The organism is Rhizobium sp. SRDI943, assembly GCF_057653695.1.
This window is the reverse complement of the sequence record NZ_JBYGKN010000002.1, coordinates 618,680-637,085: the sequence shown is the minus strand read 5'-3', so window position 1 is coordinate 637,085 and position 18,406 is coordinate 618,680. Positions and strand designations below refer to the sequence as shown.

Below are 18,406 nucleotides of genomic sequence, written 5' to 3'. Positions count from 1 at the left end.
TGCCGTTACCTCACGAATGAAAGAGGGGTGAAATCGGGCATGAAAAGGCACCAGAGAAGTCCGAGAGCGGCGGCAACGCCGAAGCGCACGGTATGATGTGTCTCGCGCGGCTTCAGCACCGAAGCGGCGTCGCGGAAACCGGCGGGCAGGAGAAGCGCAAACAGTCCGACCGTTCGGGCCAGCACGCTCCACTGAACACGCCGCGCCATGGAGAAAACGGCGATCAAGCCGCCGACCATGAGCGATGCAAGGGTGACGTCGATGGCGGGCCAGAGGCCGAGAATGGCGCCGAGCGCCGCCATCAGCTTGACGTCACCGCCGCCGCAGCTTCCGGCTGCGAAGGCGATGAAAAAGATCAGGCCGGCTGCAAGGAGGCCTGCGAAGGCAAGCCCTATTCCTGCGAGACCGCCGCTGACTGCCGCCAACATGAACCCGCCAAGCAGGCAGGGATAGGTGACGGCGTTCGGGATATGACCGTGGCGATGGTCGAGCACCGCCGCGGTCATGGTGCAGGCGACGGCAAGAGCCGCCGCTGCAGGCATCAGGGTCAGATCATAGGTCGTATCCATGATCCCGACCCGCTTATTGACCCGGCTCAGGAATTCTCTCGGCATCCGAGAGCGCCGTGTTCTTTTCGTTGAACCATTCGCCGATCTGCTTGCCGAATGCGAGCAGGATCAGCATCAGCGGGATGACGATCAGGGCGACGGCCAGGACGATCTGGGCCATGTCGCCGCGTTCGTCCTTGTGAAGTGCAATTGCGAGAGTCTTGAGTTTACCAAACATGTGAGTACTCCTCATTCCCAGGTTTGTTTCGGTTCGAAGCCTTGGTGAAGATGAACCAAGCATACGCTATCGATCCGAACGAGCATGTTGCTCGATCCAATGATACTTTCTGCTTCAGCTTATCTTCCCCGGCGGCCAACGTTTGTTGAGCAACACCATTAAGACCCAAGAGTGCGCCCAAGGCCAGCCCTCCGTCAAGCAAACGAAACGAAGGGTTCCAATTGTCTTGGAGGCATCAGCGACAAAGTCGCAGTTGACGCCGGGTTTTTTTAACTAACCTTTTGAACAGGCTGAAGTTTTACCTGTGGAGAAGAAGTTTTTGATGGTCCTTCGCGGCTTCGTCTACTGCTCCATAATTGGCCAATTCTTTCAAAGCGATAGAAGAGAAGGCGTACCGCGGGCAGAATCACCGCCCGCACGGCACCCGACCATGGCGTTGTTTGATGATCTGGATTAAGCTTTCCTGAAATGGTGGGTATCGCCCGCCAGTCGATCCGGAGAGAGAACGATGGAAACGATGAGCAGCATCTTAATACTTGGATTGGTCCTCATTCCATTGATGATGTTCTTTCCGACCGCGGTTCAGATGATGGCGACGCTGTTCGGCATGAGCACGGTCCTGGTCGGGATGCCGCTCTGATGAAGGCCGTATCCGACGACGCTGCCGAACAGGCCACCTTCCAGGTCCTGACCCGGGCGCTGGACAAGCTGCTTGGGCCGATCCGTTTTCTCCTCGATGATCCGAGCGTGTCCGAAATCCTGATCAACGGCACATCCGACATTTTCGTCGAAAGGCGAGGCAAGCTCGAACGCGCCGATACGCGTTTCGCCAGTCGTGAGGATCTGGAATCGGCCGCGCGCAGCATCGCGCAGTTCTCAGGCAAGCGGCTGACGCCGGAGGAACCGAGCATCGAGGCGCGTCTGCCGGATGGTTCGCGCGTGCAGATGATCCAGCCGCCCGCGTCGCGCACCGGGCTCTGCATCTCCATCCGCCGTTTTTTGAAAGAACATCGCAGCATCCATGATCTCGTCACCCAGGGCAGCCTGACCGACGAGTCGCTGACGCTGCTGCAGGCGGCCGTTGGGCTGCAAAAGAACGTCATCATCTCGGGCGGCACCGGCACCGGCAAGACGACGATGCTGAACGCACTGTCAGAAGCCTTTGCCGACCACGAGCGCATCATCGTCATTGAAGACACGTCCGAACTGCAGATCCGTAAGGAACACGTGGTCTATCTCGAAGTGACGAAGCCCGATCGGTTCGGCCGCGGCGGCGCCAGCATCCGCGACCTGTTCCGCTCGTCGCTGCGCATGCGGCCCGACCGGGTCATCGTCGGCGAGTGCCGCGGCGGTGAGGCGCTCGATATGATCCAGGCGATGACATCAGGCCACAGCGGCAGCCTTTCGACGGTGCATGCGAACACGCCCTATGACTCCCTGCACCGGCTTGAAACGCTGGCGCTGATGTCTGATATCGACATGCCGCTTCGGCCGCTGCGCGCCCAGATCGCCTCGGCGGTCGACGTCGTCGTGCAGATCGCCCGCTTCAAGCGCACAGGAAGGCGCCGGGTGGTCGAGATTTCCGAAATCAAGGGCCTGAACAATGACGGCCAGTATATCGTCGAAAGCATCTACAAGCTCGAGGGCGACGGCCATTCCAATCCCGACGGCGCACTGCTGTGGACCGGTGTAGTACCGAGCTTTGCCGCCGATGCGCTGGAGGAGCTGCAAGGCGCCGAGCGCCCTGAATGGGTCGGTGCCGCCGCGCTGCATACGGCTTGAAACCTATTGGCGGGCGCTACCTGGGGCTGTCTGCTCGACTTTCGAAGCTTGGTAAAAGGCCCGGAGATCGCGATCTCGGAGCGGGACCTCTACAATCCCTTGGTCCCATTATTTCTCGCCTCTCGACATATCCATAAATTCAACCTGCCCGCGAACACCGAACGCCACCGAGAGAGCAATGGGTTCTGCCGAAAGCGGTTTCTTTATCTCGCACCCAACAAAGAAGCTCACGTTTGAAGTTGGATCGATTTCTGACTCTTCGATTCTGGAGCAGTTCGCAAAACGCATTCGATCGACTTCTCCGGATTCAACGAGGTATTTTTTTAATATATCCGTCGTCTGTTCTTCCGGGCTCTTATGAGACTGGAGGGTTTCTCCGTATATGTATATAGCCATCATACCAAATACGAAGAACACTACTATCCAGCGATATAGAGCCTTACCAGACGGAAACTTCATTCTGTACCTGTAGATGCGACTGGTTTACGGGACGCTTATTTTCCCTTGACGGCTACGTGCCACCCGCGCCGGAAAGTTGAACATTCTAGCTAATTTCGGTCAATTGTCGATCTTTGTGCCGGCACGGCGCTCATACGCTATCCTTTTCGGCGCTCGCCTCCATATGGGTCAGATCCTCCCAGAGACTTTCGGCAAAGCTGCGCAGGACCGTGAGCTCGAAGCTGTCATCGCCGGTGCGGACGATCTGCACGGAGAGATGGCCGATCATCGTCATCACAGAATGGCCTTCCGGAAAGACGGAGGGATCGAGATCGACGGCTGTGCCTCGTGACAGAAGCGCGCGCGAAGAACGGCCGGAAACGCCGATGCGCACACGCCCGTGGCTCTGGTCCATGACGAAAGCCTTTCCCGCAAGTGCTGCCGCGAGAGCATGGAGGCTGGCGGGCACGAGCGGCTCGTCGCCGGCGACGAACCATTGCCGGAAGCCTGCCTTACGGATCGAACTTTTCGCAAAGCCTGCTTTCACCAATTCTGCGGCGAGCGCGGTGGGCTCGATTGCGCCGAGCACATGCAGGAGATGGCCCTCCGGCAAGGCTTCCAGCCGGACGCCCGCCCCTGAGATGCCTTTATATGCTGCCCCGGCCAGAACCGGCTTGTGTTGCGGAAGATCACGCATGGAGCTTCCCGTTTTCGGGATCGATGAAGACGGGATGGCAGAGCACCGCATCGGTGAATTCGTTGCGCAGGCCGTTCCAGACCGTCACCTTTTCACCGATGCGCTCCGGCCCACGCCTGACGAGCGCCAGGCCGATCGTATGGCCGAGCCCTGGCGAAAAGGCGCTTGAAGTGACGTAGCCTTGGTCGTTTTCGAGCGTCGCCGCAACGCCGTCGGCGAGAATATGCGAGCCGGTGCGGAAACCGGTCGCCGGATTAAGCGGCTTGACGCCGACAAGGCGCTGCCGCTCGGGATCCTGCAGCCCTTCGCGGGCAAGCATTGCCTTGCCGATGAAATCCGGCTTGGTTGATGAAACCATGCGGCGGAAACCGAGGTCGCCAGGCGTCACCGTGCCGTTGATTTCGGCATGGGTGACATGGCCCTTTTCGATGCGCATGACACCGAGCGCTTCGGCGCCATAGGCGCAGATGCCATGTTTCTCGCCCGCCGCCATGATCGCGTCCGCAACGCCTTCGCCGTAGCCTGATGGTACTGCCAGCTCGTAGGCGAGTTCACCGGAGAAGGAAATCCGGAAGAGCCGGCCTTCGAGCCTGCCGCCGAACAGGGAGACCTTGCGGGCACTCATGAAGGGGAAGGCTGCATTCGACAAATCCTCGTCGACGATCTCCTGGAGAATGGTACGCGACTTCGGCCCGGCGACGGCCATCTGCGCCCATTGATCGGTCGAGGAGGCGAAGCAGACGTCGAGTTCCGGCCAGAGCGTCTGGGCGCAGAATTCAAGATGGGTCAGTACGCCGGCGGCAAGTGCGGTGGTCGTCGTCATAAAGAAATGGTCGTCACTGAACCGGCTGGTGGTGCCGTCATCATAGATGAAGCCGTCCTCACGCAGCATGATGCCGTAACGCGCCTTGCCGACGGCGAGCTTGGCGAAGCCGTTGCAGTAGATGCGATCGAGGAAGGTCGCGGCATCCTTGCCAAAGATTTCGATCTTGCCGAGGGTCGAGACGTCGCAGAGGCCGGCATTCTTCCTGATGTTCAGCACCTCGCGGTCGACACTTTCGCGCCATGTCGTCTCTCCGGCGCGCGGAAACCAGGCGGACCGGTACCAGAGGCCGGTTTCGACGAAGATCGCGCCATTCTTCTTAGCCCAGCCATGCAGCGGCGATTTGCGCGCCGGCTGGAAATGTTTGCCGCGCGACGCCCCGGTCAAGGCGCCGAAGGAAACCGGCGTGTAGAAGGGCCGGAAGGTCGTCGTTCCCACCTCGGCGGGCGACACACCGCGCGCCTCGGCAAGGATGCCGATGGCGTTGATGTTGGAAAGTTTGCCCTGATCGGTCGCCATGCCTGATGTGGTGTAACGCTTGGCGAGCTCGACGTGGCCGTAGCCTTCGCGGACGGCGAGGCCGAGATCCTTGAGATGCACGTCGTTCTGGTAATCGACGAAAGCCTTGCCCTTCGAGCCCTTGACCGACCAGAGCGGCTTTGCCTGTGCAGCCGTCTCGAAAGCCGGTGCAAAGGCCGGCTCCGCCGCCGCGAAACCGATCGCCTTCAACGCGGCAACTGCCTTTGCGGCGCCATCACCGAGGCAGGTCGCGGTTTGCGCAAGGCCGGCAGCCGAGCCGGCAACGGTCAGACCTTCCTGCTGGACAGGCGCCAGAAACGCCGAGGCCTCGTCCGACCATTGCGGTTTCGCACCGCGATGGCAGGCAAGATGAATGATCGGGCTCCAGCCGCCCGACATGGCTAGCGCATCGGCTTCGATCCGGCGGGTGCCGGTTGCGGTTTCGACGCTGACGCCGCGCAGGCGCTTGCCGCCAAGCGCATCGATGACCCTGGCGCCCTTCAGCACTTCGGCGCGGCCCTGCCAGCTCGCGGCCGCATCCGCGCGGCTGTCGACGATCGCCGCGACGGTGAGGCCGGCGGCCTCCAGATCGGCTGCGGTTCGATATCCGGCATCGTTGGTGGTGAAGATGACCGTGCTTCTGCCGGGCGCGACCGCCTGCCGATTGAGATAGCTGCGCATCGCGCCTGCCATCATCACACCGGGAATATCGTTGCCGCCGAAGACCAGCGGACGCTCCTCGACGCCGGTTGCAAGGATCGCCTGGCGGGCGACGATGCGCCACAAGCGTTCCACGGGGCGTTCCGGATCCGGCATCGCCACATGCTTCTGCACCCGTTCGACGGCGCCAAAGACATTGTCGTCATACCAGCCGAACACCGTCATGCGCGGCAGGCGGCGCACGTTCTCCAGGCTCGCCAGTTCGGCAAGCAGCTCGCCGAGAAGCGCATCCGCCGGCTTGCCATCGACGGTACCGCTGTCGGAAAGCAGGCTGCCGCCAAGTTCGGACCCCTCGTCGGCGAGGATGACGCGCGCACCGGCGCGGCCGGCGGTCAGCGCTGCGGCAAGACCGGTCGGGCCGGCACCGATCACCAGCAGATCGCAATGCGCCCAGCATTTCTCGTAGCTATCGGGATCGGCCTCGTAGGAAGCCCTGCCGAGGCCCGCCGCCTTGCGGATCACCGGCTCGTAGAGCTTTTCCCAGAGGGCCGCCGGCCACATGAAGGTCTTGTAGTAGAAGCCGGCACTGAGGAAGGGCGACAGCAGCCCGTTGACCGCGCCGACATCGAAGCCGAGCGAAGGCCAACGGTTCTGGCTTTTTGCCGTCAGCCCCTGGTAGAGCTCGATCATCGTGGCGCGCGTATTCGGCTCGGTGCGCCCGCCGCTGCCCGTCGTTACCAGCGCGTTCGGTTCGGCAGCGCCCGCCGTCAGGATGCCGCGCGGGCGGTGATATTTGAAGCTGCGGCCGACGAGCTGGACGCCGTTGGCAAGCAGCGCCGAGGCGAGTGTATCGCCCGGATGGCCTTCGAGTGGCCTGCCGTCGAAAGTAAAACCGAGCGTCGTGGCGCGGTCGATGCGGCCGCCGGAGGAAAGACGGAAGCTCGTCATGCCGGTTCTCCGCCGAGCTTGGAAAGAGCGGCATCCCTGACGCCGTGGACCACATGGGTGACGGTATCGCGTTCGACGATCAGCCAGCGGCGGCATCCGGAAGAGTGGTGCCAATATTCGCTGTGCCGGCCTCTCGGATTGTCGCGCAGATAGACATAATCGAACCAGGCCGCCGCACCGGCATCCGGCGCCGGCCTGATAAGGCCGGCATCGCCGCGGATCGAGAACTCCTCCTTCGGTCGGGCGCCGCAATGGGGACAGGAAATCAAGCTCGCCATCTTAAATGTCCTCAGTGCAGATTGGGCTGGGCGCCGACGCCCTTTTCGTCGATCGGATAGCCGCGTGCGAAGCGGTCGAGCCGGAAGGCGCGGGCGGTCTGATGCGGCGCGTTGCGGGCGATCAGATGGGCGTAGCAGAAGCCGGAGGCGGGTGTGGCCTTGAAGCCGCCGTAACACCAGCCGGTGTTGAGATAGAGATTGTCGATATGGGTGCGGTCGATGATCGGCGAGCCGTCCATGCTCATATCCATGACGCCGCCCCAGGAGCGCAGATAACGCACGCGCGACAGCGACGGAATCAGCGCCAGCCCGGCTTCGGCGACATGCTCGACCGAGGCGAGATTGCCGCGCTGGGCATAGGAATTGTAGCCGTCGATGTCGCCGCCGAAGACCAGGCCGCCCTTGTCCGACTGGGACGCGTAGAAATGCCCGGCGCCGAAGGTGACGACCGTGTCGATGAACGGTTTCAGCCCTTCGGAGACGAAGGCCTGCAGCACATGGCTTTCGATCGGCAGGCGAAGGCCGGCCATATCGGCGACGACGGTGGAGTTGCCGGCTGCCGCAAGCGCCAGCTTGCCGCAGCCGATGAAGCCCTTGCTGGTCTCGACGCCGGTAATCTGACCGTTTTCGCTGCGGATGCCGGTCACCTCGCACTGGGTGATGATGTCGACGCCGCGCTGATCGGCGCCTCGCGCATAACCCCAGGCGACCGCATCGTGGCGCACCGTGCCGCCGCGCGGCTGGAACAGGCCGCCCATAATGGGGAAACGGGCATTGTCGAAATCGAGGAAGGGCAATTTCCTGCGTACCGCCTGCCGGTCGAGAAGCTCGGCGTCGACGCCATGCAGCCGCATGGCGTTGCCGCGGCGCGTATAGGCGTCGCGCTGCGCGTCGGAATGGAAGAGGTTGAGAACGCCGCGCTGCGAGACCATGGCGTTGAAGTTGAAGTCCTGCTCCAGCCCCTCCCAAAGTTTCATCGACAGCTCGTAGAACGGATTATTACCCGGCAGCAGGTAGTTCGAGCGGATGATCGTCGTGTTCCTGCCGATATTGCCGGAGCCGAGATAGCCCTTTTCGAGGACAGCGACATTGGTGACGCCGAACTCCTTGGCAAGGTAGTAGGCGGTGGCAAGACCATGCCCGCCGCCGCCGACGATGATGACGTCGTAATGCGGCTTCGGCGCCGGCTCGCGCCAGGCCGGCGCCCAGCCTTTGTTGCCGCGAAGGCCGTTCAGGAAAATCGAAAGAGCGGAATAGCGCATGGTCACTCCGGAAAGAACAGCTGCATGATGCCAGAAAGAGAAGGGCTGACTTGCACAAAAGGGACACAAATCGCTAAGAAAGAGACATGTCCTCTGTTGATAGTAGAAATGTCCAGAAAATCGGCTTCATCCTTATCCCGGGATTTGCGCTGATGTCCTATGCTTCGGCGACCGAACCGCTCAGGGCGGCAAATCTTTTGGCCGGACGCGAGATCTATCGACTGCAGATCTTCTCGCCCGATGGCGCGCCGGCGCTCTCCTCCTCGGGCACAAGCGTCCCCGCCGAGCCTCTCCCGGTCAGGGGCTCCGGGCTCGGAACGGCCTTCGTCTGCGCCGGCGGCTTGCCCCGCGACTGGCGATATCCTAGCGTACTTGCCTGCTTGCGGCAGCTGTCGCGCGAAGGGGTGAGGATCGGCGGCATCTCGGGCGGCCCCTATCTGATGGCCGCCGCCGGACTGCTTGGCCACCGCGACTTCACCATCCACTGGGAGCATGCCGCAGCCCTTCTCGAAGCCTTCCCGGACCTGACGCCGCGCCAGGCGCGCTTCGTGATCGACGGCAACCGGATCACCTGCGGCGGCGGCATCGCACCGCTCGACATGATGCATGTGCTGATCGCCGAGCGCATGGGGCCGGATTTCGCCCGCCGGGTCAGCGACTGGTATCTGCACACCGAGGTCAACGAGCCCGCGGCACCCCAGCGCGCCTCGCTGGCGCAGCGTTACGGCGTCCATCATTCCGGCCTGCTCAACGTTCTCGAACGGATGGAAGAGACGATCGAGATGCCGCTCGAGCGTGCCGCCATGGCGCGCATCGCCGGCGTCACCACCCGCCATCTCGACCGGCTCTTTTCGGCTCATCTCGGCACCACCTTCCTCGATCAGTACCGCAGGATCAGGCTGCAGCATGCCCATCGCCTGCTGAAGCAGAGCCCGCTTTCCGTCTCTGAAATCGCGGTGGCCACCGGTTTCTCCAGTCTGAGCCATTTTTCCCGGATGTTCCGTGCCGTCTACGGCATCGCTCCGCGCGCGGCGCGGCGGGAATAGTTTTCTTCACGGTTGAGGAATTTTCACTATGACGATAGGGTTGCCTTGGGCAAAAGAGAAGGCGGCGGTAGAAAACCTATGAAATCCAAGCGCGAAGCGGCAGAGCAACCGGAACAGGCGCAGAGTGGACGCGCTCCCTTTTCCCAGGATCCGCACGCCGTCCGCGAGCCGAAGGAAAACAACCTCGAAATGGCGATAGGCCATGAGGTGCGCGCCTACCGCAAGAAACTCGGCATCACGGTCACCGATCTGGCGGCCGCGACCGGCATTTCACTCGGCATGCTGTCGAAGATCGAGAACGGCAACATCTCGCCGTCGCTGACGACGCTGCAATCGCTGTCGCGGGCGCTCGGCGTACCACTGACGGCCTTCTTCCGCCGTTTCGAGGAACCGCGCAATGCCGTCTTCGTCAAAGCGGGGCAGGGCATCGAACTCGAACGGCGCGGCACGCGCGCCGGCCATCAATATAATCTGCTCGGCCATATCGACAACAATACCAGCGGCGTCATCGTCGAGCCTTACCTCATCACATTGACGGCCGATTCCGACACCTTCCCGACCTTCCAGCACGAGGGCATGGAATTTCTCTACATGCTCGAAGGCGAAGTCGTTTACCGCCATGGCGACCAGCTTTTCCAGATGGAGCCGGGCGACAGCCTGTTCTTCGATGCCGATGCACCACATGGGCCGGAGCAGTTGGTCAAACTCCCGAGCAAATACCTCTCGATCATCACCTATCCTCAGCGGAGCTCGAAAGGCTGACTTGCCTTAAAAGAAAAAATCTTTCTTCCGAGTTGAAAACCCAAAACAGACCTGCTAGTCCTTTCTCAACACGAACGGAGGTCTGGTCATGTGCGGAATTGTGGGGCTCTTCCTCAAGGATAAAAGTCTCGAACCGGAGCTCGGGGCACTGCTGTCCTCGATGCTGATAACGATGACGGATCGCGGGCCGGACAGCGCCGGCATCGCGATCTATGGCGACGCCAGCGGCAGCAATGCCAAGATCACCATCCAGTCGGCCAATCCGAAGAAGGATTTCGCCGACCTCGAGGCCGAGCTCGGCCAGGCGGTCGGCGCACCGGTCGCCATCCAGGTTAAGAGCACCCATGCCGTCATCACGCTTGCGAAGGATCTGCTCGATGCGGGCAAGGCAGCCGTTTCTGAATTGCGTCCCAACATCCGCATCATGAGCAGCGGCGACGCCATCGAGATCTACAAGGAAACCGGCCTGCCGAAGGATGTGGTCTCCCGCTTCGCGGTCAATTCAATGGCCGGCACCCACGGCATCGGCCATACCCGCATGGCGACGGAATCAGCCGTCACGACGCTCGGCGCCCATCCTTTTTCCACCGGCTCCGACCAATGCCTTGTGCATAATGGCTCCCTGTCCAACCACAACAATCTGCGCCGCGAGCTGAAGCGCGAAGGCATGACCTTCGAAACCGAAAACGACACCGAGGTCGCCGCCGCCTATCTGACGGCAGAGATGGCCAAGGGCAAGAATCTCGGCCAGGCGCTGGAAGGCGCGGTGGATGACCTCGACGGCTTCTTCACCTTCGTCGTCGGCACCAAGTCCGGCTTCGGCGTGGTGCGCGATGCGATCGCCTGCAAGCCCGCCGTCATGGCCGAAACGGAGCAGTATGTCGCATTCGGTTCCGAATACCGGGCGCTCGTCAATCTGCCCGGCATCGAGAATGCCCGGGTCTGGGAGCCGGAGCCTGCAACCGTCTATTTCTGGGATCACCAGAAGGTCGCTTGACCGGCGCCTCATGCATATTCTCCAAGGGTTATCGAAACATGCCTGTCATTGATCTTGCCACTACGCCGTTGCGTGAACTCAACAGCGCCCTGCACAACATCCAGAACGGTTCGAACGATCTTTCCTTCGAAGTCGTCAATCCGCGCGGCAGCCATTCGGTTGCCGTCGGCATCGATGCGCCCGTCACGGTCGATGTGAAGGGGTCGGTCGGCTATTACTGCGCCGGGATGAACGACGGCGGGACCGTCACGGTTCACGGTTCGGCAGGTCCGGGTGTTGCAGAAAACATGATGTCTGGAACCGTCGTCATCGAGGGTGATGCCAGCCAGTATGCCGGCGCAACCGGCCGCGGCGGCCTCCTTGTCATCAAGGGCAATGCGGCATCGCGCTGCGGCATCTCGATGAAGGGCATCGACATCGTCGTTCATGGCAATATCGGCCATATGTCGGCCTTCATGGGCCAGTCCGGCCACCTCGTGGTGCTCGGCAATGCTGGCGATGCGCTTGGGGATTCGCTCTACGAGGCGAAGCTCTTCGTGCGCGGTTCGGTCAAGAGCCTGGGTGCCGATTGCATCGAAAAGGAGCTGCGTCCCGAGCATCTGACGAAGCTGGCCGAACTTCTCGAAAAGGCGGGTGTGAGCGAAGTGAGGCCCGAGGAATTCAAGCGTTACGGCTCGGCCCGCAAGCTCTATAATTTCAATATCGACAACGCCGACGCGTATTAAGGCGAGGGACCATCATGAGCTATCACAACCCCTATACCCCGCCGCGCAAGTCCGCGACCTTCGACGATTACACGCTGGCGGAAATCCGCCGTGCGGCGGCGACCGGCATTTACGACATCCGTGGCGCCGGCACCAAACGCAAGGTTCCGCATTTCGATGACCTGCTTTTTCTCGGCGCATCGATCTCGCGCTATCCGCTCGAAGGTTACCGCGAGAAGTGCGACACGTCGGTCGTCCTCGGCGCGCGCTTCGCCAAAAAGCCCATTCACCTGAAGACGCCGATCACCATTGCCGGCATGAGCTTCGGTGCGCTCTCCGGCAATGCCAAGGAAGCGCTCGGACGCGGCGCGACGATTGCCGGAACCTCCACCACGACAGGCGACGGCGGGATGACCGATGAAGAGCGCGGCCATTCGCAGACGCTGGTCTACCAGTATCTGCCGTCGCGATACGGCATGAATCCCAAGGACCTGCGTCGCGCCGATGCGATCGAAGTGGTTGTCGGTCAAGGCGCAAAGCCCGGCGGCGGTGGCATGCTGCTCGGCCAGAAGATCTCCGATCGCGTCGCCAACATGCGCAATCTGCCGAAGGGCATCGACCAGCGCTCGGCCTGCCGCCACCCGGATTGGACCGGCCCGGACGACCTCGAAATCAAGATCCTGGAACTGCGTGAGATCACCGACTGGGAAAAGCCGATCTATGTGAAGGTCGGTGGCGCGCGTCCCTATTACGATACCGCACTTGCGGTGAAGGCTGGGGCCGACGTGGTGGTGCTCGATGGCATGCAGGGCGGAACCGCCGCGACGCAGGATGTCTTCATCGAAAATGTCGGCATGCCGACGCTCGCCTGCATCCGCCCCGCCGTCCAGGCGCTGCAGGATCTCGGCATGCATCGCAAGGTGCAACTGATCATCTCGGGCGGCATCCGATCGGGCGCCGACGTGGCCAAGGCACTGGCGCTGGGTGCCGATGCCGTTGCCATCGGCACGGCGGCACTCGTTGCGATCGGCGACAACGATCCGCATTGGGAAGAAGAATACCAGAAGCTCGGCACGACGGCCGGCGCCTATGACGACTGGCACGAAGGCAAAGACCCGGCCGGCATCACGACGCAGGACCCGGAACTGATGAAGCGCCTTGATCCAATCGCCGCCGGCCGCCGTCTCGCCAACTATCTGAAGGTTATGACGCTGGAAGCCCAGACCATCGCGCGCGCCTGCGGCAAGAACCACCTGCACAACCTGGAACCGGAAGATCTTTGCGCGCTGACGATGGAGGCGGCCGCCATGGCCCAGATCCCGCTCGCCGGCACAAACTGGTATCCCGGCAAGGGAGGCTACTGATTTCTACTACCGGCCGGGCAAACGTCCCGGCCGTCTCGCATCCATAAGCAAAGTGTCTCCAAGAAATCCAAAGGGGAACGAGAATGACACTGGACCTTGCTGCTTTTGCCAAAGACAAAGGCATCAAATATTTCATGATCAGCTATACCGACCTGTTCGGTGGCCAACGCGCCAAGCTGGTCCCGGCAGAAGCCATTGCCGATATGCAGAAGGATGGCGCCGGCTTTGCGGGCTTCGCAACCTGGCTCGATTTGACGCCAGCCCATCCCGACCTGTTCGCGCTTCCCGATGCGTCCTCGGTCATCCAGTTGCCCTGGAAGAAAGACGTCGCATGGGTTGCAGCCGACTGCGTCATGAACGATCAGCCTGTCGAACAGGCACCGCGCGTGGTGCTGAAAAGACTGGTCGCTGAAGCTGCGAAAGAAGGGCTCCGGGTGAAAACCGGCGTGGAGCCCGAGTTCTTTCTGATTTCTGCGGACGGCTCGGTGATTTCGGACGAGTTCGATACCGCCGAGAAGCCTTGCTACGATCAGCAGGCCGTGATGCGTCGTTATGATGTCATCGCCGAGATCTGCGACTACATGCTCGAGCTCGGCTGGAAGCCCTATCAGAACGACCACGAGGACGCGAACGGCCAGTTCGAGATGAACTGGGAATATGACGACGCGCTTCAGACGGCAGACAAGCACTCCTTCTTCAAGTTCATGGTCAAGTCGGTCGCCGAAAAACACGGCCTTCGCGCCACCTTCATGCCGAAGCCCTTCAAGGGCCTGACCGGAAACGGCTGCCATGCCCATATTTCGGTCTGGGACATCGATGGCAAGGTCAACGCCTTTGCCGACAAGGAAATGGCCTTTGGGCTCTCCGCTCAGGGTAAAACATTCCTCGGCGGCATCATGAAGCACGCCTCCGCGCTCGCCGCGATCACCAATCCGACGGTCAATTCCTATAAGCGCATCAACGCGCCGCGCACGACATCGGGCGCGACCTGGGCGCCGAACACCGTGACCTGGACGGGCAACAACCGCACCCACATGGTGCGCGTGCCGGGACCTGGACGTTTCGAGCTGCGCCTGCCTGATGGTGCGGTCAATCCGTACCTGCTGCAGGCGATCATCATCGCGGCCGGCCTCGACGGCATCCGCAGCCAGGCAGACCCCGGCCGGCATTACGATATCGACATGTATGCCGAAGGGTACCTGGTGAAGGACGCGCCGCGCCTACCGCTCAACCTGCTCGACGCGCTGCGCGCCTATGATGCAGACGAGGGCTTGAAGCAGGCGATCGGGGCCGAGTTTTCCGCCGCCTATCTCAAGCTCAAGCATCAGGAATGGAATGCTTTCTGCTCGCATTTCACCCAGTGGGAACGCGACAGCACGCTCGACATCTGAACGGACGGGCGTTCTGAAGACACGCTGATGCGCCGGAGCAGACAAGCTCCGGCGTGGTTGCAGTGCCGCGTGTATTTCAGACGCCAAAACGACGCTAACACTTTGAATTGCTGCGTAATTATCAAGTCGAACCCGATTTAAGGAATTATGCAGTAGGCCATCTGCGCTCGGGATAGCGAAGGAAGAAACAGCATGAAGAGTTTCGTACTCACCGTATCCTGCAAGTCGACGCGCGGCATCGTCGCGGCGATTTCGAGTTATCTGGCCGACAAAGGCTGCAACATCATCGACAGTTCGCAGTTCGACGATCTCGACACCGGCAAGTTCTTCATGCGCGTCAGCTTCATTTCGGAGGAGGGGCTTTCGGGCGCCGATATCGACACCGGTTTTGCGACCGTCGCCGCTCCTTTCGAAATGGATTACGATTTTCACGACAGCGAGAAGCGCATGAAGGTGCTCTTGATGGTGTCGCGCTTCGGCCATTGTCTGAACGACCTGCTTTACCGCTGGAAGATCGGCGCCCTGCCAATCGATATCGTTGGCGTGGTCTCCAACCATTTCGACTACCAGAAGGTCGTGGTCAACCATGACATCCCCTTCCACCATATTCCGGTCACCAAGGCCAACAAGGTGCAGGCCGAGGGCCATATCATGGACGTGGTCGAGCAGACCGGCACCGAGCTGATCGTGCTCGCCCGCTACATGCAGATCCTGTCGGACGAGATGTGCCAGAAGATGTCCGGGAAGATCATCAATATCCACCACTCCTTCCTGCCAAGCTTCAAGGGCGCCAACCCTTACAAACAGGCCTATCAACGCGGCGTGAAGCTGATCGGGGCGACGGCCCATTACGTCACCGCCGATCTCGACGAAGGCCCGATCATCGAGCAGGACACGGCGCGCATCACCCATGCGCAGTCGCCCGACGACTATGTCTCGATCGGCCGCGACGTCGAAAGCCAGGTGCTGGCGCGCGCCATCCACGCCCATATCCATCACCGCACCTTCATCAACGGCAACCGCACCGTGGTCTTCCCGGCAAGCCCGGGAAGTTACGCGTCGGAGCGGATGGGCTGAGAGATGATTGGCGTCATCGCACCCATCGCGCCAGAGCGCCTATGCCATCAAAGTTTGGGAAATGCATGCCGGGCGGGCTTGCCACGACGCGAAAGACTTATATAGTCAGGAAATAAATATTCCGTAGAGGAAATAAGAGGGAACGGACAATGGCTTTATCATGGCGTTTCTCCGTCTTGGCGGATCGGCATCGCGCACTGGGATCGAAGCTCGAGGACTGGAGCGGTATGGGCACCGCCTGGACCTATGACAAGGATATGTCGGAGGAGCATGTCGCCGTCCGTACCAAGGCCGGCATCATGGATGTTTCGGGCCTGAAGAAGGTGCATCTGGTCGGCCCGCACGCCATCGCCGTGCTAGACTCCATCACCAGCCGCGACCTGACGAAGATCTACCCCGGCCGGTCGGTCTATGCGACGATGCTCAACGAGCGCGGCCACTTCACCGACGACTGCATCGTCTATCGCACCGGCCCGAATTCCTGGATGCTGGTGCATGGCTCCGGCTCCGGCCACGAGGAACTCGTCAAGCAGGCCGCGGGCCGCAATTGCGCCGTGCTCTTCGATGACGACCTGCACGACCTGTCGCTGCAGGGACCGCTCGCGGTCGACTATCTGGCCAAATATGTGCCCGGCATTCGCGATCTCAAATACTTCCACCACATGCAGACGACGCTGTTCGGCGCGCCGGTGATGATCTCGCGCACCGGTTATACCGGCGAGCGCGGCTACGAGATCTTCGTGCGCGGCCAGGACGCCGTCATGGTCTGGGACCGGATCGTCGAGGAAGGCAAGGAGATGGGCATCATCCCCTGCTGCTTCTCCGTTCTCGACATGCTGCGGGTCGAAAGCTACCTGCTCTTCTACCCTTACGACAATTCGCAAATGTATCCCTTCGCCGATCAGCCGCCCGGCGATAGCCTCTGGGAACTCGGCCTCGACTTCACCGTCAGCCCCGGCAAGACGGGCTTCCGTGGCGCCGAGGAGCATGCCCGCCTCAAGGGCAAGGAACGCTTCAAGATCTTCGGCATGCTGATCGATGCCGACGGACCGGCCGATCTCGGTGACGAAGTCTTTGCCGACGGCAAAAAGGTCGGTGTCATTACCTGCCCGAGCTATTCCTCCCTGACGAAGAAATCCATGGCGATTGCCCGCTTGGACGTTGACAAGGCGGTGCATGGGACGAAACTCGAAGTCCGCGGCAAGACAGTAAAGGCAAGCGCCACCGCCCACACGCTTCCCTTCGACGATCCGGAGAAGAAAAAGAGGATTGCCGTAGGTTAAGGAGCAGGCGAATGCTCGTTGCAGGCATCAAGAGCCGACCCGTCTACACGGGCCTGACCATCCAGCCCAATGCCCGGCGGCACATTTTCGCGCTCGAAGGGGAGGGCGCCAGGGCTCTGCTCGATCAGCAGCCGGCGCTTGACGAAACGGCTCTTGCCCGCAGCGAGATCCTCTATGTCGCCCGCGGCTCTCAAGGCACCGGCTTGGACGAGACGCTGCGCCACCTCGGCGCCGACATGTTCTTCACGGCCCCGACGATCGCAACGCTGCTCTTCCGATTGAAGGGGTCGCTTGCCACTGCCCATATGGGCACGCGGCTTTATCTATCGGGCACGGAAGGCTTCATCGGCCAGGCAATGCTCGTGGCGCTCGATTACGGCATGGACCATGCCTCCGTCATCACCGAGCATCGCGGCTCGCTGGCCCGGCGGGTGCAATGCGTCCATTGCAAGGGCATTACCGACGACGTCACCACCAGCCCCTTCACTTGTAGCCATTGCGGGCTGCCGCTTCTGGTGCGCGATCACTATTCGCGCCGGCTCGCCGCCTTCCAGGGCGTCAATATCGATGCGGAAGAACCGGGCAGCGCGCCTGATCCGGAGGAGTTGTTCCTTTGAGCGGTGGCACTGAAATTCCCGTCCGCGTGGTGCGGATCACGCCGATTGCCGAGCGCGTCAAGCGCTTCCGTTTCGAGCGCCTTGACGGCAAGCCGATGCCTTATTTCTCCGGCGGCGCCCACGTCATCGTCTTGATGAACGATGGCGGCCATATGCGCCGCAACGCCTATTCGCTGATGTCGCCGCCGCATGATTGCGCAGCCTACGAGATCAGCGTGCTGCACGTCGAGAATTCGCGCGGCGGCTCTACCTTCATGCATGAGAAGGTCAGCGAAGGCGACGAGCTCAAGGTCAGTTATCCTGTCAACCTCTTCCAGCCGGACTGGCGCGGGCGCAAGCATCTTCTGATCGCCGGTGGCATCGGCATTACCCCCTTCATCGCAATGATGGAGCAGTTTTCCCGCGAGGGCGCCAATTTCGAGCTGCATTATGCCATCCGCACGCGCGACCGCGGCGCCTATTGGCAGCATCTCGTCGAGCGCTATGGCGGACATCGCATCAAGATCTATTGCGATGCCGAAGGCGGCGCCATGCCGCTGACGCGCCTGCTCGGCACCCAGCCGCTCGGCACGCATCTTTATGTCTGCGGCCCGTCAGGGATGATCGACGGCGTGCTGAAGTCGGGACTGGACGCCGGCTGGCCGGAACAGAACCTGCATTCGGAACGGTTCCTGTCGTCTCTACCAGGCAAGCCCTTCGCGATCGAGCTCCTGCGGTCCGGCAAGACCGTGAAGGTCGGCCATCACGAAAGCATGCTGGAGGCAATCGAGGCAGCGGGCGTCGATGCGCCCTTCCTCTGTCGCGGCGGCGCCTGCGGTCAATGCGAGACCGGCGTCGTCACCTGCGACGGCAAGCTGCTGCACCATGACGTTTATCTGACGAACGAAGAAAAAGCATCCGGCCGCAAGGTGATGATCTGCGTTTCCCGCTTCGAGGGAAACACGCTGCATCTTGATCTCTAGCGGCATCGGA

General features: G+C 61.4%; 18 protein-coding genes. 11 read left to right on the top strand and 7 right to left on the bottom strand.

Annotated elements, in window-relative coordinates; all coding sequences use genetic code 11:
• Positions 1-5: 5 nt before the first annotated feature.
• Together AC245Y_RS27105 and AC245Y_RS27100 are read right to left on the bottom strand one after the other, a co-directional pair.
• Positions 6-569: an A24 family peptidase gene (locus AC245Y_RS27105; protein ID WP_017996893.1), complete on the bottom strand. Its 564-nt coding sequence runs from the start codon at positions 567-569 to the stop codon at positions 6-8.
• Positions 570-582: 13 nt separating this feature from the next.
• Positions 583-786, bottom strand: coding sequence for a hypothetical protein (locus AC245Y_RS27100; RefSeq protein ID WP_003548168.1), 204 nt, complete (start codon positions 784-786; stop codon positions 583-585).
• A 468-nt stretch (positions 787-1,254) separates the two neighbouring features.
• Between AC245Y_RS27100 and AC245Y_RS27095 the strand changes: the two genes are divergently transcribed.
• The gene (locus AC245Y_RS27095) at positions 1,255-2,568 is read left to right on the top strand and encodes a TadA family conjugal transfer-associated ATPase (protein ID WP_245274060.1); all 1,314 of its coding nucleotides are present in this window, start codon (positions 1,255-1,257) and stop codon (positions 2,566-2,568) included.
• A gap of 108 nt (positions 2,569-2,676) precedes the next feature.
• Here the strand turns inward: AC245Y_RS27095 and AC245Y_RS27090 are convergent, their stop codons facing one another.
• The 5 genes from AC245Y_RS27090 to AC245Y_RS27070 form a co-directional block, all read right to left on the bottom strand.
• Positions 2,677-2,985, bottom strand: coding sequence for a hypothetical protein (locus AC245Y_RS27090; RefSeq protein ID WP_172643742.1), 309 nt, complete (start codon positions 2,983-2,985; stop codon positions 2,677-2,679).
• 172 nt (positions 2,986-3,157) lie between these two features.
• Entirely contained in the window at positions 3,158-3,703 is a 546-nt protein-coding gene (locus AC245Y_RS27085) for a sarcosine oxidase subunit gamma (protein WP_017996897.1), read from the bottom strand.
• Complete coding sequence (locus AC245Y_RS27080) at positions 3,696-6,653, bottom strand: sarcosine oxidase subunit alpha family protein (protein ID WP_017996898.1); 2,958 nt, start codon at positions 6,651-6,653, stop codon at positions 3,696-3,698. The genes AC245Y_RS27085 and AC245Y_RS27080 overlap by 8 nt, the downstream gene beginning before the upstream one ends.
• Complete coding sequence (locus AC245Y_RS27075; RefSeq protein WP_017996899.1) at positions 6,650-6,931, bottom strand: sarcosine oxidase subunit delta; 282 nt, start codon at positions 6,929-6,931, stop codon at positions 6,650-6,652. The genes AC245Y_RS27080 and AC245Y_RS27075 overlap by 4 nt, the downstream gene beginning before the upstream one ends.
• An 11-nt stretch (positions 6,932-6,942) precedes the next feature.
• Positions 6,943-8,193 carry a sarcosine oxidase subunit beta family protein gene (locus AC245Y_RS27070; protein WP_017996900.1) on the bottom strand — a complete coding sequence of 417 codons (1,251 nt, stop codon included), beginning with the start codon at positions 8,191-8,193 and terminating at the stop codon, positions 6,943-6,945.
• An 86-nt stretch (positions 8,194-8,279) separates the two neighbouring features.
• Here AC245Y_RS27070 and AC245Y_RS27065 point away from each other — a divergent pair, with 86 nt between their 5' ends.
• From AC245Y_RS27065 to AC245Y_RS27020, 10 genes are all read left to right on the top strand, one after another.
• Positions 8,280-9,239, top strand: coding sequence for a GlxA family transcriptional regulator (locus AC245Y_RS27065; protein ID WP_017996901.1), 960 nt, complete (start codon positions 8,280-8,282; stop codon positions 9,237-9,239).
• Positions 9,240-9,317: 78 nt separating this feature from the next.
• Complete coding sequence (locus tag AC245Y_RS27060; RefSeq protein WP_017996902.1) at positions 9,318-10,001, top strand: helix-turn-helix domain-containing protein; 684 nt, start codon at positions 9,318-9,320, stop codon at positions 9,999-10,001.
• 88 nt (positions 10,002-10,089) lie between these two features.
• On the top strand, positions 10,090-10,998 hold the full coding sequence (locus tag AC245Y_RS27055) for a class II glutamine amidotransferase (protein WP_012763162.1): 909 nt from the start codon (positions 10,090-10,092) through the stop codon (positions 10,996-10,998).
• Between the two features lie 38 nt (positions 10,999-11,036).
• The gene (locus tag AC245Y_RS27050) at positions 11,037-11,723 is read left to right on the top strand and encodes a GltB/FmdC/FwdC-like GXGXG domain-containing protein (protein WP_026157661.1); all 687 of its coding nucleotides are present in this window, start codon (positions 11,037-11,039) and stop codon (positions 11,721-11,723) included.
• A 14-nt stretch (positions 11,724-11,737) separates the two neighbouring features.
• Positions 11,738-13,066, top strand: a complete 1,329-nt coding sequence (locus AC245Y_RS27045) for an FMN-binding glutamate synthase family protein (RefSeq protein WP_003548137.1) — start codon at positions 11,738-11,740, stop codon at positions 13,064-13,066.
• An 83-nt stretch (positions 13,067-13,149) separates the two neighbouring features.
• Positions 13,150-14,457 (top strand): type III glutamate--ammonia ligase, encoded by a 1,308-nt coding sequence (gene glnT, locus AC245Y_RS27040; RefSeq protein WP_017996904.1) that lies wholly within the window; start codon positions 13,150-13,152, stop codon positions 14,455-14,457.
• A 192-nt stretch (positions 14,458-14,649) separates the two neighbouring features.
• The gene (gene purU, locus AC245Y_RS27035) at positions 14,650-15,534 is read left to right on the top strand and encodes a formyltetrahydrofolate deformylase (protein WP_017996905.1); all 885 of its coding nucleotides are present in this window, start codon (positions 14,650-14,652) and stop codon (positions 15,532-15,534) included.
• A 149-nt stretch (positions 15,535-15,683) separates the two neighbouring features.
• A complete protein-coding gene (locus AC245Y_RS27030) occupies positions 15,684-16,817 on the top strand; it encodes an aminomethyl transferase family protein (RefSeq protein ID WP_012763166.1) in 1,134 nt (377 codons plus the stop codon).
• A gap of 11 nt (positions 16,818-16,828) precedes the next feature.
• A complete protein-coding gene (locus tag AC245Y_RS27025; protein WP_017996906.1) occupies positions 16,829-17,434 on the top strand; it encodes a dimethylamine monooxygenase subunit DmmA family protein in 606 nt (201 codons plus the stop codon).
• Positions 17,431-18,396 (top strand): PDR/VanB family oxidoreductase, encoded by a 966-nt coding sequence (locus tag AC245Y_RS27020; protein WP_017996907.1) that lies wholly within the window; start codon positions 17,431-17,433, stop codon positions 18,394-18,396. Before AC245Y_RS27025 ends, AC245Y_RS27020 begins: the two co-directional genes overlap by 4 nt.
• The last annotated feature ends 10 nt before the right edge of the window (positions 18,397-18,406 follow it).

Bases quoted from the DNA above. Each gene is read 5' to 3' on its own strand.
- purU (WP_017996905.1), top strand. From the start codon at position 14,650: ATGAAGAGTTTCGTACTCACCGTATCCTGCAAGTCGACGCGCGGCATC.
- AC245Y_RS27095 (WP_245274060.1), top strand. From the start codon at position 1,255: ATGGTGGGTATCGCCCGCCAGTCGATCCGGAGAGAGAACGATGGAAAC.
- AC245Y_RS27080 (WP_017996898.1), bottom strand. From the start codon at position 6,653: ATGACGAGCTTCCGTCTTTCCTCCGGCGGCCGCATCGACCGCGCCACG.
- AC245Y_RS27050 (WP_026157661.1), top strand. From the start codon at position 11,037: ATGCCTGTCATTGATCTTGCCACTACGCCGTTGCGTGAACTCAACAGC.
- AC245Y_RS27105 (WP_017996893.1), bottom strand. From the start codon at position 569: ATGGATACGACCTATGATCTGACCCTGATGCCTGCAGCGGCGGCTCTT.
- AC245Y_RS27055 (WP_012763162.1), top strand. From the start codon at position 10,090: ATGTGCGGAATTGTGGGGCTCTTCCTCAAGGATAAAAGTCTCGAACCG.
- glnT (WP_017996904.1), top strand. From the start codon at position 13,150: ATGACACTGGACCTTGCTGCTTTTGCCAAAGACAAAGGCATCAAATAT.
- AC245Y_RS27030 (WP_012763166.1), top strand. From the start codon at position 15,684: ATGGCTTTATCATGGCGTTTCTCCGTCTTGGCGGATCGGCATCGCGCA.
- AC245Y_RS27085 (WP_017996897.1), bottom strand. From the start codon at position 3,703: ATGCGTGATCTTCCGCAACACAAGCCGGTTCTGGCCGGGGCAGCATAT.
- AC245Y_RS27070 (WP_017996900.1), bottom strand. From the start codon at position 8,193: ATGCGCTATTCCGCTCTTTCGATTTTCCTGAACGGCCTTCGCGGCAAC.
- AC245Y_RS27100 (WP_003548168.1), bottom strand. From the start codon at position 786: ATGTTTGGTAAACTCAAGACTCTCGCAATTGCACTTCACAAGGACGAA.
- AC245Y_RS27045 (WP_003548137.1), top strand. From the start codon at position 11,738: ATGAGCTATCACAACCCCTATACCCCGCCGCGCAAGTCCGCGACCTTC.
- AC245Y_RS27025 (WP_017996906.1), top strand. From the start codon at position 16,829: ATGCTCGTTGCAGGCATCAAGAGCCGACCCGTCTACACGGGCCTGACC.
- AC245Y_RS27075 (WP_017996899.1), bottom strand. From the start codon at position 6,931: ATGGCGAGCTTGATTTCCTGTCCCCATTGCGGCGCCCGACCGAAGGAG.
- AC245Y_RS27065 (WP_017996901.1), top strand. From the start codon at position 8,280: ATGTCCTCTGTTGATAGTAGAAATGTCCAGAAAATCGGCTTCATCCTT.
- AC245Y_RS27060 (WP_017996902.1), top strand. From the start codon at position 9,318: ATGAAATCCAAGCGCGAAGCGGCAGAGCAACCGGAACAGGCGCAGAGT.